Origin of the sequence: Fischerella sp. PCC 9605, from assembly GCF_000517105.1 — a bacterium.
Lineage (GTDB): Bacteria > Cyanobacteriota > Cyanobacteriia > Cyanobacteriales > Nostocaceae > PCC9605.
In genome coordinates this window covers 2,832,553-2,849,086 of the sequence record NZ_KI912148.1, presented here as the reverse complement: position 1 = coordinate 2,849,086, position 16,534 = coordinate 2,832,553, and the positions used below count along the sequence as shown (strand labels likewise).

13 protein-coding genes are annotated in these 16,534 nt (G+C 40.2%); 3 read left to right on the top strand and 10 right to left on the bottom strand.

All coding sequences use genetic code 11. From position 1 onward, the window contains the following. Positions 1-26: 26 nt before the first annotated feature. The 10 genes from FIS9605_RS0114765 to FIS9605_RS42685 form a co-directional block, all read right to left on the bottom strand. Positions 27-1,712: an O-linked N-acetylglucosamine transferase, SPINDLY family protein gene (locus tag FIS9605_RS0114765; RefSeq protein ID WP_026733277.1), complete on the bottom strand. Its 1,686-nt coding sequence runs from the start codon at positions 1,710-1,712 to the stop codon at positions 27-29. Then, on the bottom strand, positions 1,709-6,073 hold the full coding sequence (locus FIS9605_RS45255) for a CmcI family methyltransferase (protein WP_231510343.1): 4,365 nt from the start codon (positions 6,071-6,073) through the stop codon (positions 1,709-1,711). Before FIS9605_RS45255 ends, FIS9605_RS0114765 begins: the two co-directional genes overlap by 4 nt. Positions 6,074-6,139: 66 nt before the next feature. Then, complete coding sequence (locus FIS9605_RS0114755) at positions 6,140-6,538, bottom strand: hypothetical protein (RefSeq protein WP_026733276.1); 399 nt, start codon at positions 6,536-6,538, stop codon at positions 6,140-6,142. Positions 6,539-6,693: 155 nt separating this feature from the next. Next, complete coding sequence (locus FIS9605_RS37130) at positions 6,694-7,527, bottom strand: Rpn family recombination-promoting nuclease/putative transposase (protein WP_035139582.1); 834 nt, start codon at positions 7,525-7,527, stop codon at positions 6,694-6,696. 84 nt (positions 7,528-7,611) lie between these two features. Next, positions 7,612-11,562, bottom strand: a complete 3,951-nt coding sequence (locus tag FIS9605_RS0114745) for a hypothetical protein (RefSeq protein ID WP_026733275.1) — start codon at positions 11,560-11,562, stop codon at positions 7,612-7,614. 108 nt (positions 11,563-11,670) lie between these two features. Beyond that, positions 11,671-13,104 (bottom strand): deoxyribodipyrimidine photo-lyase, 8-HDF type, encoded by a 1,434-nt coding sequence (locus tag FIS9605_RS0114740; RefSeq protein ID WP_026733274.1) that lies wholly within the window; start codon positions 13,102-13,104, stop codon positions 11,671-11,673. A 510-nt stretch (positions 13,105-13,614) separates the two neighbouring features. Beyond that, positions 13,615-13,953 carry a type II toxin-antitoxin system HicB family antitoxin gene (locus tag FIS9605_RS0114730; RefSeq protein ID WP_082209763.1) on the bottom strand — a complete coding sequence of 113 codons (339 nt, stop codon included), beginning with the start codon at positions 13,951-13,953 and terminating at the stop codon, positions 13,615-13,617. A gap of 160 nt (positions 13,954-14,113) precedes the next feature. After that, positions 14,114-14,377, bottom strand: a complete 264-nt coding sequence (locus tag FIS9605_RS0114725) for a type II toxin-antitoxin system HicA family toxin (RefSeq protein ID WP_026733271.1) — start codon at positions 14,375-14,377, stop codon at positions 14,114-14,116. Positions 14,378-14,750: 373 nt separating this feature from the next. Further along, positions 14,751-15,209 carry a hypothetical protein gene (locus FIS9605_RS0114720; RefSeq protein ID WP_026733270.1) on the bottom strand — a complete coding sequence of 153 codons (459 nt, stop codon included), beginning with the start codon at positions 15,207-15,209 and terminating at the stop codon, positions 14,751-14,753. A 203-nt stretch (positions 15,210-15,412) separates the two neighbouring features. Then, positions 15,413-15,559 (bottom strand): hypothetical protein, encoded by a 147-nt coding sequence (locus FIS9605_RS42685; RefSeq protein WP_155960422.1) that lies wholly within the window; start codon positions 15,557-15,559, stop codon positions 15,413-15,415. Between the two features lie 250 nt (positions 15,560-15,809). Here FIS9605_RS42685 and FIS9605_RS0114710 point away from each other — a divergent pair, with 250 nt between their 5' ends. From FIS9605_RS0114710 to FIS9605_RS45245, 3 genes are read left to right on the top strand one after another with little or no spacing between them, the layout of a single operon-like run. Further along, the gene (locus tag FIS9605_RS0114710; RefSeq protein ID WP_016861423.1) at positions 15,810-16,031 is read left to right on the top strand and encodes a hypothetical protein; all 222 of its coding nucleotides are present in this window, start codon (positions 15,810-15,812) and stop codon (positions 16,029-16,031) included. After that, on the top strand, positions 16,019-16,186 hold the full coding sequence (locus FIS9605_RS45250; RefSeq protein WP_231510342.1) for a hypothetical protein: 168 nt from the start codon (positions 16,019-16,021) through the stop codon (positions 16,184-16,186). The genes FIS9605_RS0114710 and FIS9605_RS45250 overlap by 13 nt, the downstream gene beginning before the upstream one ends. Further along, a complete protein-coding gene (locus FIS9605_RS45245; RefSeq protein WP_231510341.1) occupies positions 16,187-16,462 on the top strand; it encodes a type II toxin-antitoxin system VapC family toxin in 276 nt (91 codons plus the stop codon). The last annotated feature ends 72 nt before the right edge of the window (positions 16,463-16,534 follow it).

Here is a 16,534-nt window from a genome sequence, read left to right as displayed (position 1 = left end):
CTTCAGCCCTCCAATATAAGATATTATTAAGCACTGAAGTGCTTACTACAAACTTCTTCTACGACCTGTTTATAAAAGGTTTCTAAAGCTGCGACACAAACTTTATCGTCAAAAAGACGCTCGTGACTCTGACTCATTCGTTCTGCTATGCTGTGTCGCCAAACTGAGTTTAGTCCTAATTTGACAGCAATCTCGATATATTCCGTTTCATTTTTAGCGATGGTGTCTGTCACTCCTAGCATTTTTAGGAAACTGTAAGAGTGACGACCGCGCATAAATTCCCCTGGACATGTAACAATAGGAAGGTTGCAAGCGATCGCCTCTAGGGTAGTATTACCACCAGACCAGCAAAAAGTGTCTAGATAAACATCTGAAAGTAAGTTAATCATCAGATAATCCAGTCGTTCTGGAATAGTGAGGAAGACACAGTAATCCTCACTGTTAAGACCCACTCCTGCAAAAGCACGGTTCAAACGTTCCCGAAGTAAATTGCCACGCAAAAATACGAATTTGGCTTTGGGAACAAGGCGAGCAATTTCTGCAAAAATAAAATCATATTGCGGCAGGTATTTAAAAGGAGCTTGGCAACATAAATAAATGACCGCATCATCTTGTAACTGATAATCTGAGCGGGTTTTGATGACTGGTGGAATATATGGTTTGGGGTAAGAAACACCAATATTAGGCAAACGAATTAGGTTTTCTGAGTAATGTTCTTGGGCATTTTCCGGTTCCATTAACTCGCTAGATAAAAAGTAATCAATTGTAGGTAAGCCAGTAGTTACCGGATGTCCCCAAGCAACGCATTGCACAGGCGCAAGCCGCAGACCAGCCATTTGCATGGTTTGCGCGTCCATACCAATTTCAGGAAAAACTAGGATATGTAACCTATCAGCAATTATTTGTTCGCAGGCTGCTGATAAATTGTAAGGAATATGGTGAAAAACATCACTATATTCTTGAAACTGTTGTGTAATGGGATCTGGATCATTACCTGTATAGTAACAGTAAATTTCAAAGCTTTGGCGATCGCAATAACGCAGCCAGCCAGTTAACCAAAGTGTGCCACTATAAGAATGTAGATAATGTGAAACGTAACCAATCCGAATTTTTTGATGAGGCTGAAGCTTGGACATAGATAGAGGCACAACCCATTGTGGATAATTAACTGCCATAATTTCATGCACTAACTTTCCATATTGGCGTTGTAAATCTATATCATTTTGCGCCTGATACGATAGATAAAAGTTTGTGAGCCGACCGATACCTGCTAAAGCACTATTTTTCTCTTCAGGGGTTTTGAGAGATGTTTCCTGAATTAAGTTTTGCAGTCCTTGAGTAAAACGCTGGCGATAAAACTTAATTTCTTCTTGATTTTCGTATATTGACGGAACCGTTAAATGTTTGAGAATTTGAAAAGTGTAGTCATGAGGTAAGAATTGGCTAGCCTTTTCTGAACTTACGATGGCTTCTTGAATACGTCCATAACGCCGCAAGTCGATTATTAATGAAAAATGCAACCTAGCGTCTGTAGAGTAAAGTTCAATTCCTTGCTGAAGAGTACCAAAATATTCATCTATAAGGTTTAACTGTCTATAGCAATGGCTTAAATTCCAATAAATTTCTGCATCTCCTGGGTGAATTTCTAAGTATTTTTGATATTTCTTGGCTGCCTCTTGCCATCTTCCCTCTTGGAAAAATTTCTGACTCAAGTAAAAAAAAACTGTTCAGCTTGTGCTTTGCTAAATTCGTCTATTTCGTAAGATGTCAGATTTTGTGATTTTGCTTGGATAAGCGCATTTTGATTTTCGTGTTCCAACACAATTCTGGCATGGATGCGAGATAACAAAGCGTCCCACTGAATATCAGCTAAATTACCTACAAGAGAAATTTCTAGATTCTCAGTGACATCTAAATCTTCTTGCATCAGAAGATTCATCGTTATACCAGATAACAATAGTTCCGCATCCTCGGTGGCAATGTTACTTGTGTCTATTAACAGAGTAATCGGTTGACTATCAAGATAAGTGGCGATCGCTTTAATCACTCTTTCCAACTCCAAGCAGAGTGATTCTTCTGGCTGCGACCAATCTGGAAAAATAATTAAATTAATTTCCTTGAGATTTAAAGGCAGAAGTGTAGCATCAATCAATGCCGAACTGACAATGTTTGCCATTTTTGACCAGGAAAACTTTTTCGCTTGTTCTAAACCCGCTGCAATTAATGATTGACGAACACTAGGTTTTTGGACTTCGCAAAGCGCATCTGCTAGTCCCTGTACATCATCATCCTTAATATATATGGCTGCTTCTCCTGCTACTTCAGGAAGTGAAGCATTAGGACAAGTGATAACTGGACAACCGCAAGCCATTGCTTCTATTATGGGCATTCCAAAACCTTCATACTTAGAAGGATAGACTAACGCAACTGCACCAGAATAAGCTGTTGCTAATTCCTCATCACTCAGTTGCAACATATGTATAACAATACCTGATGTATATGTTCTAAATTCTGGTGTTAATAGACCACCACTTCCCGTACAAACAATATCAAATCCGTAGCTAACTGCAAGTTGAGAAAAAGACTGGAAGAACAAAATACTATTTTTATAACCAGCCCCAGCACCAACTAAAAGGAAATAGGGTTTGGGTACACCATATTTGTTTCTAAATTGCTTAACCTTTTCTTGAGAAACTGGTATGAATATTTGATGATTAACACCATTTTTGGCAATAATTACAGAGTCTAGATGAATATCAGGAAAATAGGCTACCAAGTCCTTGGCTGTGTTTTCCGAAACAGCTAGATATCCTGTTGCATGACGAATTCCATAATGCTTTTCTCGCCACATGGAATTCTCTAGATTCCACCCAAAAATTTCTGGAATCATATCATGTATCATCAATACAGAAGGTGTTGTAATTGGCGTTGTGTAGTAAGTAGAGATAAATAAATCCGCACCTTCTTCATCGCACACTTGCTGTAACATTTCCCTATCAGCATCAGTATTGTTATAGTTATAAGCTTGTACACTACGATATCTAATACCAGGAATTTTGGGAGCGGTTCCAGCGCGGTCAAGTACAATTATGTGTTTAGCAAAACTGTTTTTTGTCCATTCTTCTAACAATGATTGCCAAACACGAGCAATACCAGTTTGATAGAGTTGAAAGAATACACCATCAACAATAATTGTTGAGTAAAATTTCGCGCAGATAGGAAAATTTTTATTTTTGGTTGTTATATTGGCTCTTTTTTTGAGAAAACCATTGGTACACCAAGTAAGGTTATATGCAAAAAAGTCACAGAAATCCCCATCAATTTCATATTGGTTTGGGTAAGTTTCTAGGAACTCTTTCAATGCTCTATGTGGTCCGCTATTACATTCAGAGTCTTGAATTAAATCAGAGATAATTCCATCTTCGATAACAATATATTCTCCCTGTTTAATATACGGATGAAAGAATTCTAAGACATGATGACTAGTATCATAAGTATGGTCAGCATCTTCTATTACAAGTAGAGGACGTGGTAATGAATTAAGGAAATCTGGTGTTAAAATTTCATGTAATGCCCTGCCATTACCCTCCATATAAGTTACGCGAGGATGTTCAACTGAAGTGACTTTAACAATATCTATGGAATAGATGTGACCATCTATGCCAAAGTTGTTTAGCATATCTCCAAACCATAAAGCACTACCACCATCCTTAGAACCAATTTCAATAATTGTGCGTGGTTTTAAAGTCCAAAGTAAAAGAGGGTACAGTGCAAAATCAAAAGGATTTTTAATCATCGGCACACCTCGATAGGAATAGTTATGCGAGGCGTGTTGAATTGACAGCATTGTTTCTCGTGGAAGGGTTGTCCGCCACGGACGTTCATGGTTTGGTATTTTAGTGGTGACTGGCTTAGAAAGTACGCTAGCTAAAGCTTTGTAATGGTGTTGAGCTTGCTGATTTGCTGCATTTAATGCTAATTCTTCTTTTACTGCTTGAAAACCTTCTTCGTTTCTACCTACATTACACAAGCAGATCGACCTGATCAAATGCATGTTTGGTACATAAATGCCTTGTGAAGCAGCTTTTTCAGCTGTTCGCATTGCCTCCACAGATTTTCCGTTTTGGAGTAAGGCGATCGCTTGTTGCATCATTTCTTCTACTTGTTGGAAACTTATCACTTCATTTGCTGAGACGCCACTAACAGAATAATGCTGTAAATGCTTTGGTAAATGCCAATAAATTTTTGGATCGGGTTGATGCTGCACAGGCTCAATATTCCCTCGCCAAGCAACTCCCATAATTTGCATGGTTTGATAAACCATTGTGTTCCACCCCTTGTGTTTTAAGTAGTCTAAGCCTTGGGCTACATCAGGGGAATTTAAATCATGAAACAGGATTAAAGCATCTGCTTCTGCAAATTGTTCACAGATAATTGCATCATTGAGGGGTGCTGATGCATCATGATTTCCATCAATAAAAATCAACGACCATTTACGTTTTAATCGATCTGCTAACTCTTCTACTTTTTGTGGACTATAACCAGCTACAAGATTAACTGAATTAAGGACACCTGCACTCTTGAGTGAGTTACTAACACTTTCATAAATTTCAGGTTTAGCTAATAGTGGATCAACTACATCTAACTCCACTCCTGCCAATGCTAAATGACAAGCTGACCACCCTAACCAACAACCAATTTCTAAACTTTTCTTACCCTTAAATTTCAAGGCTGTATTATAAATAATATGAGCTTCATCACGATTGAGAAATCCAATACCTGGTTGTCGCCGATCTACATACCAATTATGAGCAATATCTCGACGCAGGAAAGACCAACCAGAGGTTTTTGTATCTCCCATAATCATATTAGGAAAACTTTGGTCAGGTCGAATAATTTCAAATCCAGGTGACACATAATCTCCAACAGGTAACAGTGCTTTTTCTATCACTTTTACCGTTTCTTGAATCATCCGTTCTTCCCTAAATATTGCTTCTGCTCTTTGTTTACAACCCTGACCAATTGACAGACGTAAATCGGGATTTATAACCAATTCTTGAATTGCTGCTACTAATTCTCTAACTGTGGCTTGCGGATCAATTTTGGGATCAGTAAGCAATTTACCCGTTTCACCCAATTCCTCCGGAATTCCGCTAACATTTGAAGCTATCACAGGTAGTCCCTTTGCCATTGCCTCAATCACACATAATGGCATTCCTTCTAACATTGAAGGAAAGACAAAAATATCAGCAACATTCAACCAATCAGATATATCAGATCGCTGTCCCAAAAAAATAATTTTGTCACTAATTCCTAGTTTATCAACTGCTTGTTGAAGTTCTTTTTCAAGTTGTGGCTCAAAAATTCCAGCACCAGCCCAGACGAAGTAAAGATTAGACCACACTGGGCTATACATCAGCTGCTTAATTGCTTCCAATTGATACTGATAGCCTTTTCTAGTTTCTATACGAGCAGCTGTGAAGCACACTATAGCTTCTGAAGGAATACTAAAAACTTGGCGCAGATTTTCGCGCAACGATAAGTTGTTGGGACTGAAATATTCTGAAGGTCTACCATTATAAATCACCTGTCCCTTATCTTTGGGAAGTTTAAATTTTTCATGCAATAACTTTAAATTGTCATATGAAACTGCAATTACAGAATTGGCTTTTTTATATTGATATAATAACTCGTCCAAGTAAGCACCAAATTGCTCTGCTAAATGAGGCTCAACAAGATGTTCAACAACGATGTATGGTATTCCCAGTCTAATAGCAATTTGTTTGATAGCCAAATTAGAAAAAGGATTGGAATTACTGCAAATTAACAGTTCTGGTTTGTTACCTGGTTGAGTCAAAATCTGCGGCAAATTCTGAAGCGTATCCTCGTTTCGCCATAAATACTGAATATCTAACTGTTTTTGGTGAGAGATTAAACTATCATCAAATAACTGAGGTTGGAGACTGGTTACTTGATAACCTAATCTTGCTAATCCAGACAGAAGTGAATTATTGTATTGTGCAACTCCACCAACACCCGGATCTTCTGTAGATAACAGTATATGTTTAGTCATGTTTTTTACTTAGTGTCAAATGTATAAATAACTAAGATTTTTTATGTTTTTAATAGTTATAGAGGCTTAGCGATCGCCTTTATTACCCACTTGTTTCTTCAACTGCTTCAATGCAACTTTGTAATCTTGCCGTTCTGGATGCAGATTCGCCAATTTCTCCAAAGGTTCAATAGCACCCTTGAAATCTTTCAAATTTAACCGTGTATTTACCAACCCCTCTAGCGCGACTTGGTTCTCTGGTTCTCGCTGTAAAACCAACTCGAAACCCTGGGCTTGTTGTCGAAATGAAGACTCAGCAGCAGGGATAACTGGTTGGGGATTCTGAATAGCCTGTTGCAGTGTAGGAACTATAGCAAACGCCCCAGAGCCGACAAAAGATACAATTGACACCAAAGTCAAAATCCTTTGTCGTCGCTCTATTTTTTTACGGTGGACAACTAGGTATTCTTCTCCAGAACTAGCCATATTTCAACAGTCACTGCGGTAAATACTTAAGTACCAGCAAGCCTCCTGTTAAGAGAATACCCAGTGTCTCTAAAAAACTAACATTTGGGATAAAAATTTTTTACGCCAAGTTCAAAAGCCTATTCTGAATGTAAAGACGAATAAACAAAGATGAATTATTTAGCAGTGTCCGATTCGCCACTTTTTTCCTGTATTGTTTTTGTAGATTCTGCTACCTGTCTCACTGACTCTATATCTAACTTTAGTGCCTCCGCTATTTGTTCTACGGTTGCACCTAAGCTCAACATAAAAGGAACTGCTTCTAACTTACCCTCTAACTTGCCCTCTAACTTACCTTCTAACTTAGCTTCTTGATAAACCTTGGTTTGCTTTAACTCGCTTAATCCCAACATTTGCTCAATCTCCTTCCGACTTTTCAAAGGGAATTTGTAAATTATTATCGTTTCTATCAATTCTAGAAATTCCTGTTGGGTAATTGCATCTGTTATTTGTTGCTTGGCAAGATTAATTAACTCCCTGGCTTTGTCAGCTGCACCTGATTCTGGCTCTATAACTAATTTAACTGTACTAATGCCAATCGACTGTTCTGCTGATGAATCTAATTCGTCCAGATATAGGCTCCTGACTCTTCCAGATGTTAGTAATTCAATGTACCGTTCTGTCTCTGCCACATCAATACTACGAGTTGGATAAACCACAACCCCACGCCAATTGTTGGTAAGTTCGGTTTTATCAAGGTAAAGAAAAATTTCTGTAAATAAGCGAGAATAGAATTTTTTATCTGGTTGAAATTGAACTTCTACAAAGTATATGGGGGATAATACATTGTTTTTGGGGAGAAACACCCCATCGATACGGAAAGCGAGTTGTTTGACTTCAACCGATGAAAATTGGTAAGCGATCGCAGTTTCGGGTGGTTGGTTGATGAGTTCAAAGAAAATACTGGGGAAGCTTTGGAACAAGCGATAAAATATTGTATCTGTTTTCACGTTGCTCGATCGGATGGGGTTTGTGGCATAACTTTTGATTTTACTTGATGTTTGATTTGATGCAGCAGTTGTCTATTTATTCACCTACTGCCAATCTTGAAACTTATCGCTGGTATTGCGAAGTAGAGAATTTAGCTGAGTGCGATGGGTTTCAAAGTTTGCCGCGATGGAAATTAAAATGATACCCACTACTAAGCCAATAATCCATTTAAAAAATGAGTAGCGCAAGCTAAAAAGAACTAACTGATAAAAAGCGGTGATGAAAAAGGTGGCTGTACCAACGAAAAGAAAAGCCCGCACTCGCAAACCTAAGCCTGCAAAGATGGCGATCAGACTGAAGATTCCTGGTATCAGGGCTGTATCTTGATGAAATAAAATTGCCCATCCACAAATTAAGCCGCTACTTAGCAATCGCCAGTAGTGACGGCTGGCTTTCATGTCTGGTTGTCTTAGTTGTGGATCAAATTGGGCAACATATAGTAGAGATAAGCCAATTACTGTCACATACCATAAACTATCAGTCAAACCCAAGACAGCAAACCAGCGGAAAATAGCCCAATCAATCAACGCTACGCTGATGTAAGTGACACGGAATTGATTGCTAGCTTTGGCGAGGAAGGCATAAAACCCAGCTGTTAGCAGCAAAGTAATTGGGTAAATTTGCAGCCTGGTTTCCCATAAAAGTATTAGTGGTATGATGTATGCGGCTCGTTGCCAAGGTCTTTTCGACCAACCCCAAGCTTCCCAAGGTAAGATGTAGAGGAAATAGGCAACCACACAGGCGATCGCAGCATTCCAAGGTACTAACGGCCCAGCAAACCATTGTCCCACAGCCGTTTCTCGCCAAAAAATTCGCATGGCGGCTACTTCTAATAACCCCAGGTAAACCCAGATTTCATCAGGCGTCAGTATTGACGCGGGGACGCGGGGACGCGGGGACGCGGTGACAGAAGAATTCTCCGCGTCTTCTCTTTGTCGCGGGAGTTTTCCTTGAAAGATGGCGTAACGAATCAAAAATATGCCTGTTCCTAAACCCAAGAGGCGGTTAACTTGGATGGGTGCAGCGATCGCAATTATCAATAAAAAGCTACTCCAAGCCCAATGCAGATGGGCAATTATTTTTAATTCTTGTGATGTCAGTCGTAAATAATTGACCAGCCAAGGCGACAATATACGATAGGCATACATAATAGTTGTGCCTAAAGCTGACATGGCGATTAAACCATCACCCCACGCACCCCCCGCAGCTTGCAGCATTTGATAGAACAAAAGTTCATAGGCAGAAATTGATATGCCCAGAATTCCCAAGTAAACTAGGGGTTTAAATTCTTGGCGGCGTCGCCCGACTCCAATCAAAATTACAGCTACACCCAAAGAAGCCAAACCTGTCCAGTCGGTAAACGTATTCAAGCGTAGGACTACACTAAAGCCTGCATAGATGAGGGGTAGAATGTGAAAGCTACTAGGAAGGTTTTCTAAACGGTGTCGCCGTTGCCACCACTCTCCAAATAGTTGAGAGAATAAACCCAAGGCGATATTGGCGATCGCAATGTGAATAGTCGAACGTTCACCAAAAGCAAGCAACTCGGCAATTATCAATTCTAAACACCAACCAATCCCATAAAAGGCAAAATTTGTCGGTTCTCGCCAACTGCGATAAATTATGGCTGCCAGCATGATGACATTAGCAGCCACATACAACAATCCAGGAGTTGTAAGTTGTTGGTAAATCCAGACAGAGTGTAGCGTTAAACTCAATAACTCTACACCAGTTAATGCGATCGCCCATCTATCTGTTGCAACTGCATAAATATTTGCTAATTCATTACCTCTTTGCCGCAGTGCTGTGCGAGTCAACCATAAACATAAGATAGTTATTGCCCCGACTACAAACCACCCTTGTACTGATAGTTTTGAGAAACCAGGTACGCCTTCCCATAGCAAGGTGGCGATCGCACTCAAAACAAATCCAACTGTAATTACAGCAAAGCGATTGTTTCTTAAAAAACTAGTATTAACAAACATCAAAGCCGCAGCAACTGCCAAACTGATTAATCTGGCTGTAGCTACAGGTAAAGTTAGTAACTGGGTAAGTCCCAACCCGATGACACTCAAGACAGTGGTAAAATCTCGCTTTTCTCCACCACTACGACTAGCGACACCTGTAAGAGTTAGGGGAGTAATTAACCAAATCAGCCCCCAATTGGCATTATTGACAGCGTAGTTTCTCCAGACAGATTCAGCATTTACCCAAAGTAGGTAAAAACTAATTGCAGCTAGTCCCAAACCAATATACCAAGCACTACGTTGCCACCAACCATAACCAAGACTAAATAGCCACTCGGCTACCATCATGACTAATAAAATAGTTGCCCAAATTTCATTACTCAGATTTGGGAACACCCAATCAACGATCGAACACAGCGTCAACACTCCGGTAATATGAGTGAGAAATATCAAGGTTGGGGAGACAGGGAATGACAAAGATGAGGGATCTTCAACAATATCTGCTTGTTCCCTTGTTCCTCTGTCCCGATACATGTACCTTTGTGTGACAATTGCTAAAGTAATTGTGGAAAAGAGTAGATTTAGCGATCGCAATGCTGGGTTAACTAAAGCAATTACAGTTAAGGCAGAGGCAAAAGCCAATGTTAGCTGTTCACCAAACTTAGCTATTTCTCTTCTACGAGTGCAGTACAGCTTATCTGTCAACGCCATCATTAAAATTACATAGGGAAATAAAGCAATACTTAGTAACGCCCAAGGATGATTGTGCGAATTGGTGAGTTGAGTTGCAGTGGCGATCGCCCATTTTTGCACTCCGTAAGGTACTAATCGCCAACCCAGCCAAATTGTTTCTAAACCAATGGCAAAAATAGCTACAAAGTCACATTTGAGGTTATACAGTTGCAGGCGACGACTGAAAAACCACAAACTCAAACCGCTTACACCTATTGCCTGCCAAGGGTGAGATACTACCGCAACTGCCCAACCGAGGAATAATAGAATACCGCCGATGAGTTGCCAAGGTACAGATGGGGCTTGTAGAGACGCGCCATGGCGCGTCTCTACACCTTTCGATAGTGCCAACCAAGTTAGTAGCCAACCGCAAATACCAACAGCTAAACCCAACCGCGTAACATCTATGTGGGCAATAAAAATCCCTCGGGCTAGCAACACCAGTAATGCATAAATTACGACAGAGGCAGGCAAACTAATAGCATTACCACTCTGTCTATCTGTTTGTCGTGATGCCAAACGAGTTTGATAAACAGTAATGAGAGTAGTTCCCACCACTGCCAAATAAAGGGCTATTAAGGGAAATCCTGGTAAATTCCAACCCCAGTGCAGATAACTCAGTCCGAGAATGTTTACCAAAAATAATTTCTGATTGGGGAAATTAGCAGCAAACAACCGAATTTTGCTGGTAAATACTGTAATAGCTGTTAGGCAAATAGAAGCGATCGCCACTACTATCCAGTTCACAGGATTCTGCCACAACCCGAAGCTATCCATTGCCCAAAAATTTATCGGCACCAATAAAAGCGTGACAATCAGCAATGTCTGCGCCGTCAGTCTTAAATTACTTTGCTTAGCTGTCCAAAAACTCATCCCCCAGAAACTCAGGGTATAAGCGAACAAAACGCCATACTGTCCTGATGCAGGGAATCTTTCCCACTGGCTGGCTGCAAGTACCCCAGAAGACAGCACTACCAGAAATACCCCTAAAAAAAGCAGCCAGCGGACACTTAATTCTGAAACCAGTGACTGCAATATTTCTGCTAGGACATTGGGTTGTGTCGGTTCTGGTGGCGAAATTACAGATTCGGAAGTAACAGTTACTTTTTCTGGTTCCGGTTGCACCCGAGGTTCTAACACCACTGTACAGACAAGAAACTCTCGACATAGCTGCCGAACTTGGGCATCAGATATCAAGCCCAAGCGCAGCCAGATATCAAGTCCTTGCAATAACTGCGGATGGTAGGATGGCAGCCTGACTTCAATTTTGAGTGAGCGGTCAAGGGGGGATGACATAAGTAGTAGCAATGCAGCTAAGATACTTAAATCATCATTTTCTCCAACTGTATTTTCGCTCTAGCTGTGCCACTTGTGCCGCTGACTTAATTATTATTTCCAAACTCGTTATCCAGCTTTTTGCTGCTGATAACGTTCTTTAAACAGTTTTTGTTGTTGTTTGTGATCCACAATGGGAAGGGGATAACCAATAGCTCGACGCTCCAAAGGTGTAATTTTACCAGTAATTAAGTATTCTGTATCCAGAGAACCTAATTCAGGAACCCATTGCCGAATATATTCACCTTCTGGATCGAATTTTTGCGCTTGACTGGCAGGGTTAAAAATACGTACTGGCTTAGGATCCATCCCACTAGAAGCACTCCATTGCCAACCGCCGTTGTTTGCAGATAAATCCCCATCAATGAGTTTCTGCATAAAGTATTTTTCACCCATTTGAGGATTAATCAGCAAATCTTTTGTCAAGAAACTGGCAACAATCATTCGGCAACGGTTGTGCATCCATCCAATTTCATTCAACTGACGCATCGCTGCGTCAACGATAGGATAACCTGTTCTACCCTCACACCAAGCTTGGAAATGTTCTTCATTAGTTTCCCAAGGAAAGTTTTTGAAAGTATCGCGGAAAGCACCTTCTGCTAATTCTGGGAAGTTATACATAGCATGTTGATAGAACTCTCGCCACGCCAGTTCTTGTTGCCAGGTGCGAATGTTAGTTTCTGTTTCTTCACTGCGACTGTTTTCTAAGGCTTCCTGTGTCGCTTGCCAGACAGTACGAATGCCGATCGCCCCAAATTTTAATGCTGCACTCAGTCGCGATGTGCCATCAATCGCTGGAAAATTCCGCTGTTCTTGATATTCATTAATAGCGCGATCGCAAAATTCCTCTAAACGTTCTTGCGCTGCTTCCTCACCTGGGGCAATAATTAATTCTCCATCCCAGACAAATCCTAAATCTTGGGCTGAAGGCAGTTCAATCACTCCAGCAGTCTTGGCAATTTCTTTTTCTGCTTCCGTTAAACCCTCAGCATTTTCCAGAGTTTCTACTGGTTTCGCCTTTGGTTTGCTAATCCAATTCTTCCAGAAGGGAGTATAAACAGTGTAAGGTTGATTGGAACCAGTGCGGATATCTTCTGGTGGGTGCAAAATCTGATCCCAGTTATTCTCTAGAAACTCAATCCCTTTTTCTTGCAGTGCATCAATGATAGTGCGATCGCGTTCTTGGGCATAGGGTTCCACATCCCAATTCCAGAATACGGCTTTTGCACCAAGTGCTGCTGCCAGTGCAGGAATTGCTTGCGTCGGGTTGGCGTGGAGTATCAACAACTGGCTACCAGCTTGAGCATATCGCTTTTGTAGTGCCTGCAAACAGCCAATCATGTAAGTTACTCGCACAGGCGCTACATCATCCCGTTCGAGAATATTTGGATCGAGGCAAAACACACCTACAACTTTTGCACTTTGCCGTCGTGCAGTAGCGAGTCCTGTATTATCAGAGATACGTAAATCGCGACGATGCCAAAACAGAATTAAGTCAGACATGCATTTAGATTAATAGTTCGCCTGTACTAGATTAGACTTAATAGTGCCAATTAGCATCAGTCTGTTGGAAAATTCTACTGGGTTGGGGGTAGGGCGATCGCAATATAAGTCATCATAGCTTTATCAATGTGATTAGATGGATAAACGTTCGCATTTGCCCGTTCATATTTTCGCGTTGTATGTATTCCAAATTTGGACTATTACAGTAAATACAAACAAATGGAACACTAGGATTTTTCATATTTTTATTACAGTACTTTTATCGGGACTGTAGATAGATTCGACTCTTGGATAACTATCGTGTGACCACCATATTTTTATTCTTCCACCTTGCGCGGGTGCGGTTCCTATTTCAAAATATCCAGCATTAACCATCAGTTTTTCAAACTCGTTTGACGATAAAGTTTTACTCGTAAATGCAGCTAAACCTTGTATCGTGTGCTTATCAAGCGTCATAGCTACCCTGGTACGTCGTAAATATTTTGTATCCTGGTAGCACTATTCCGATACCTACAGAGTATTAATGGCTTGATCTGCGGCTACTGTCAAAACCTGATCCATCCAAGCGTTTATGCTTGTACCAGCCTTTTTGGCAGCAATAAAAATTTTTCGGTGTTTTTCAGGGGTAGTACGAAAGGGAAGTTTTCCAGAAAAAGGTTTATCAGGTTCTTCTCCTAATTCTTCGCAAAAAGCTAGATAATCATCAACAGAATTTTCAAATTCTTGACGCGCCTCGTCAATAGTTTTCGCCTTAAATGTCACTACATCCTTAATGTCTAATACACGTCCAAAAAGGATTCCGGCTTCTATATCTACTTCAATACTGGCTGTGTATCCTTTGTAAGTCATCATGGCTTTATCAGTAAATAAAAATCTATCTGAATTTGTGGAATGTTTCTGATTTTTGAGCGTTTTGTATGAGATAAATAAGCTTTAAAAATTTTATGAATATGGGCAATGTTTAACGTATGTTACTATATTTCAGTATTTTCAAGGTTTAGCCATAAATTTATAAAGGTTCAATTCCTGCTTCGATCAAAAATTCTCTCACCGATTTAACTGCTCCTTTATCCGTTTCTTTTTCAGGATGCGGTTCATGAAAAACGGCTCTAATTCCATTTAATTTCACACGCACACGTGAACCTTTCCCTTGGCTAACATCAGCACCTAAAGCTATGAATAAACTTTCAACATCTTTCCAAAGAATATTTGCAGGGATTGGATTTGTAAAAATTAATTTTAAAATTTCAAGTTGTTTATTATTAAGATCCATCTAGTGCAGTACTCGTAGACAAAAACCAGGTCAGTAACTGACAAGAGGTAAAACGTTTAGAAGAATTAGTGATTTTAGTCGAGATGCACTAGTACCGCTGCGCGGAAGTCACGCATTCAAAAGTCAAAAGAATTGTATTCCGGGCTTTTGCGCCATTTTGTATGGTAGGTTTATTTACGCCGTGCTGTACTAGTTAATTAAATGATATCACAATATGATATCTTGACAAGAGCGATCGCATTTTGGATAAGATGAGAGCGATCGCACTTTCGTATTCATCAATTAAGCAGACATCAAACTTTGTCTTGGTTGAGGAATTGAACGCCCTAATTCTTGAGCGCAACAACTCAGTCAATGCTTGGCACGTAACCTTTCAATCCGAATCCGCATGACTGACGGAGCGATCGCCCAAGCTGCCGTTGCCGTCAGTTAACTTGTTCGCAGTTGCAGTTTGGGCTGATTGAGTGGCAAGAACCGCTACAACTGGAGGAACTTGTGAAATAGATTTTTTACTCCGCTTGCGATTAGAACCGCCTGCCTTTGCATACTCGATGCTGTTTTTGCCGTAGATAGTCGCGACTCCACTGAGCATCCGTTCAGACATTTCCGAGAGCGTTTTGTCCATCTGGGTTAACGTCTTACGAGATTCATCAAGATTGGACAGCAGCGTATTATGGGCTTCCAGCATGGCACGGGTGGCATCGATTAGGCGGCTGTAGGCTTCAATGGTTAATCCGTGTCCGAAATCCAGATGCTCATCAATGGATTTAAGCAGGGCGAGACGACGTTGGGCTTTGTCCACAGCAGCAGAACCGCGAGTTTTTAGAGACATGGGAGTATTCCTTGAATCATCTTTTTCAAGATAATGGGATGCCCTTGTATCTGAGATGAGTAGTTTTGTGGATTTTATAATCTACGGTTTAACGCAATGATTGGGAATTTGTCTGTGTTTCTACATATTCATCTGTGTCGATTTGTGGTTTCGGGATAAACACAATCAATAACGGCGATCGCTGAAATCACAATGGTACTCACTTAATCAATAAATGCGACTGTCGAAATACCAATGGCGATCGCTGAATCAATAAATGCAATTGCCGAAATAGCAATGGCACTCATAGAATCAATAAATGCGATTGCAGAAATAGCAATGGCGATCGCTGAAATAGCAATGGCACTCACACAATCAATAATTGCGACTGCCGAAATAAGTTGCTAGCATCCCCAACTCTGAACGAGCCTTCAAGGTGGAAGAAATTAGATTTATTTCATTGAGGCGATCGCATTTTGGGTAAAGTGAGAGCGATCGCTAATTCTATGATGGCACTGTGGGCAATACCTACGGTAAGCGATGCTAACGCTAGTTTGTAAAATATATAAAAGTAGTCTGTGTATATTAGATTTAGAGCAGAAAATTAAAAGTGTAAATTTTATGTCTAGCTATCAAGAAGTATTACAACAAGCTCAAAGTTTAACTCCTGAAGAACAAATACGCTTAATTGAAGATTTATCCAGTTTAATTCGTCAACGAGTGACGATGACATCTAAGCCAAAGCACAGCATTTTAGAATTGCGTGGGTTGGGTAAAGAAATCTGGAATAGTATTGATGCTCAAGAATATGTTAATCAGGAACGTGATTCATGGAATGGCTAGTCCAGTTACATGGTCAAATTGTGGGATTGGATACTGCACCACTGATTTATTTTATTGAAGAAAATCATAACTATTTGGATATTACAGATGTTTTCTTTGAAGCAATGTTTCGTGGTGAATTTAGTGTTGTCACATCAGTTTTGACTATCACATAAGTGTTAGTCTATCCCTTACGACAAGGAAACACAACATTAGCTCAACAATATCGTGAGATTTTGTTTAACTCCCAAGAATTGACGACTATCGAAGTTTTTCCAGATATAGCTGAAACTGCTGCACAACTAAGAGCAAATTACAACTTAAGAACCCCAGATGCTATTCAGATTGCTACTGCTATTCGTGGAGGTGCATCATTTTTCTTGACGAATGATGCGCGTTTACCATCGTTACCAGGATTATCAGTGTTAGTATTGGAGCAATTAATAGTGTAATGGCTTTATAATGCATTAGCGCAGCTTAGCGAAGGTATCGCCTGTATGAAAAGATGAGTGATCGCATTTTGG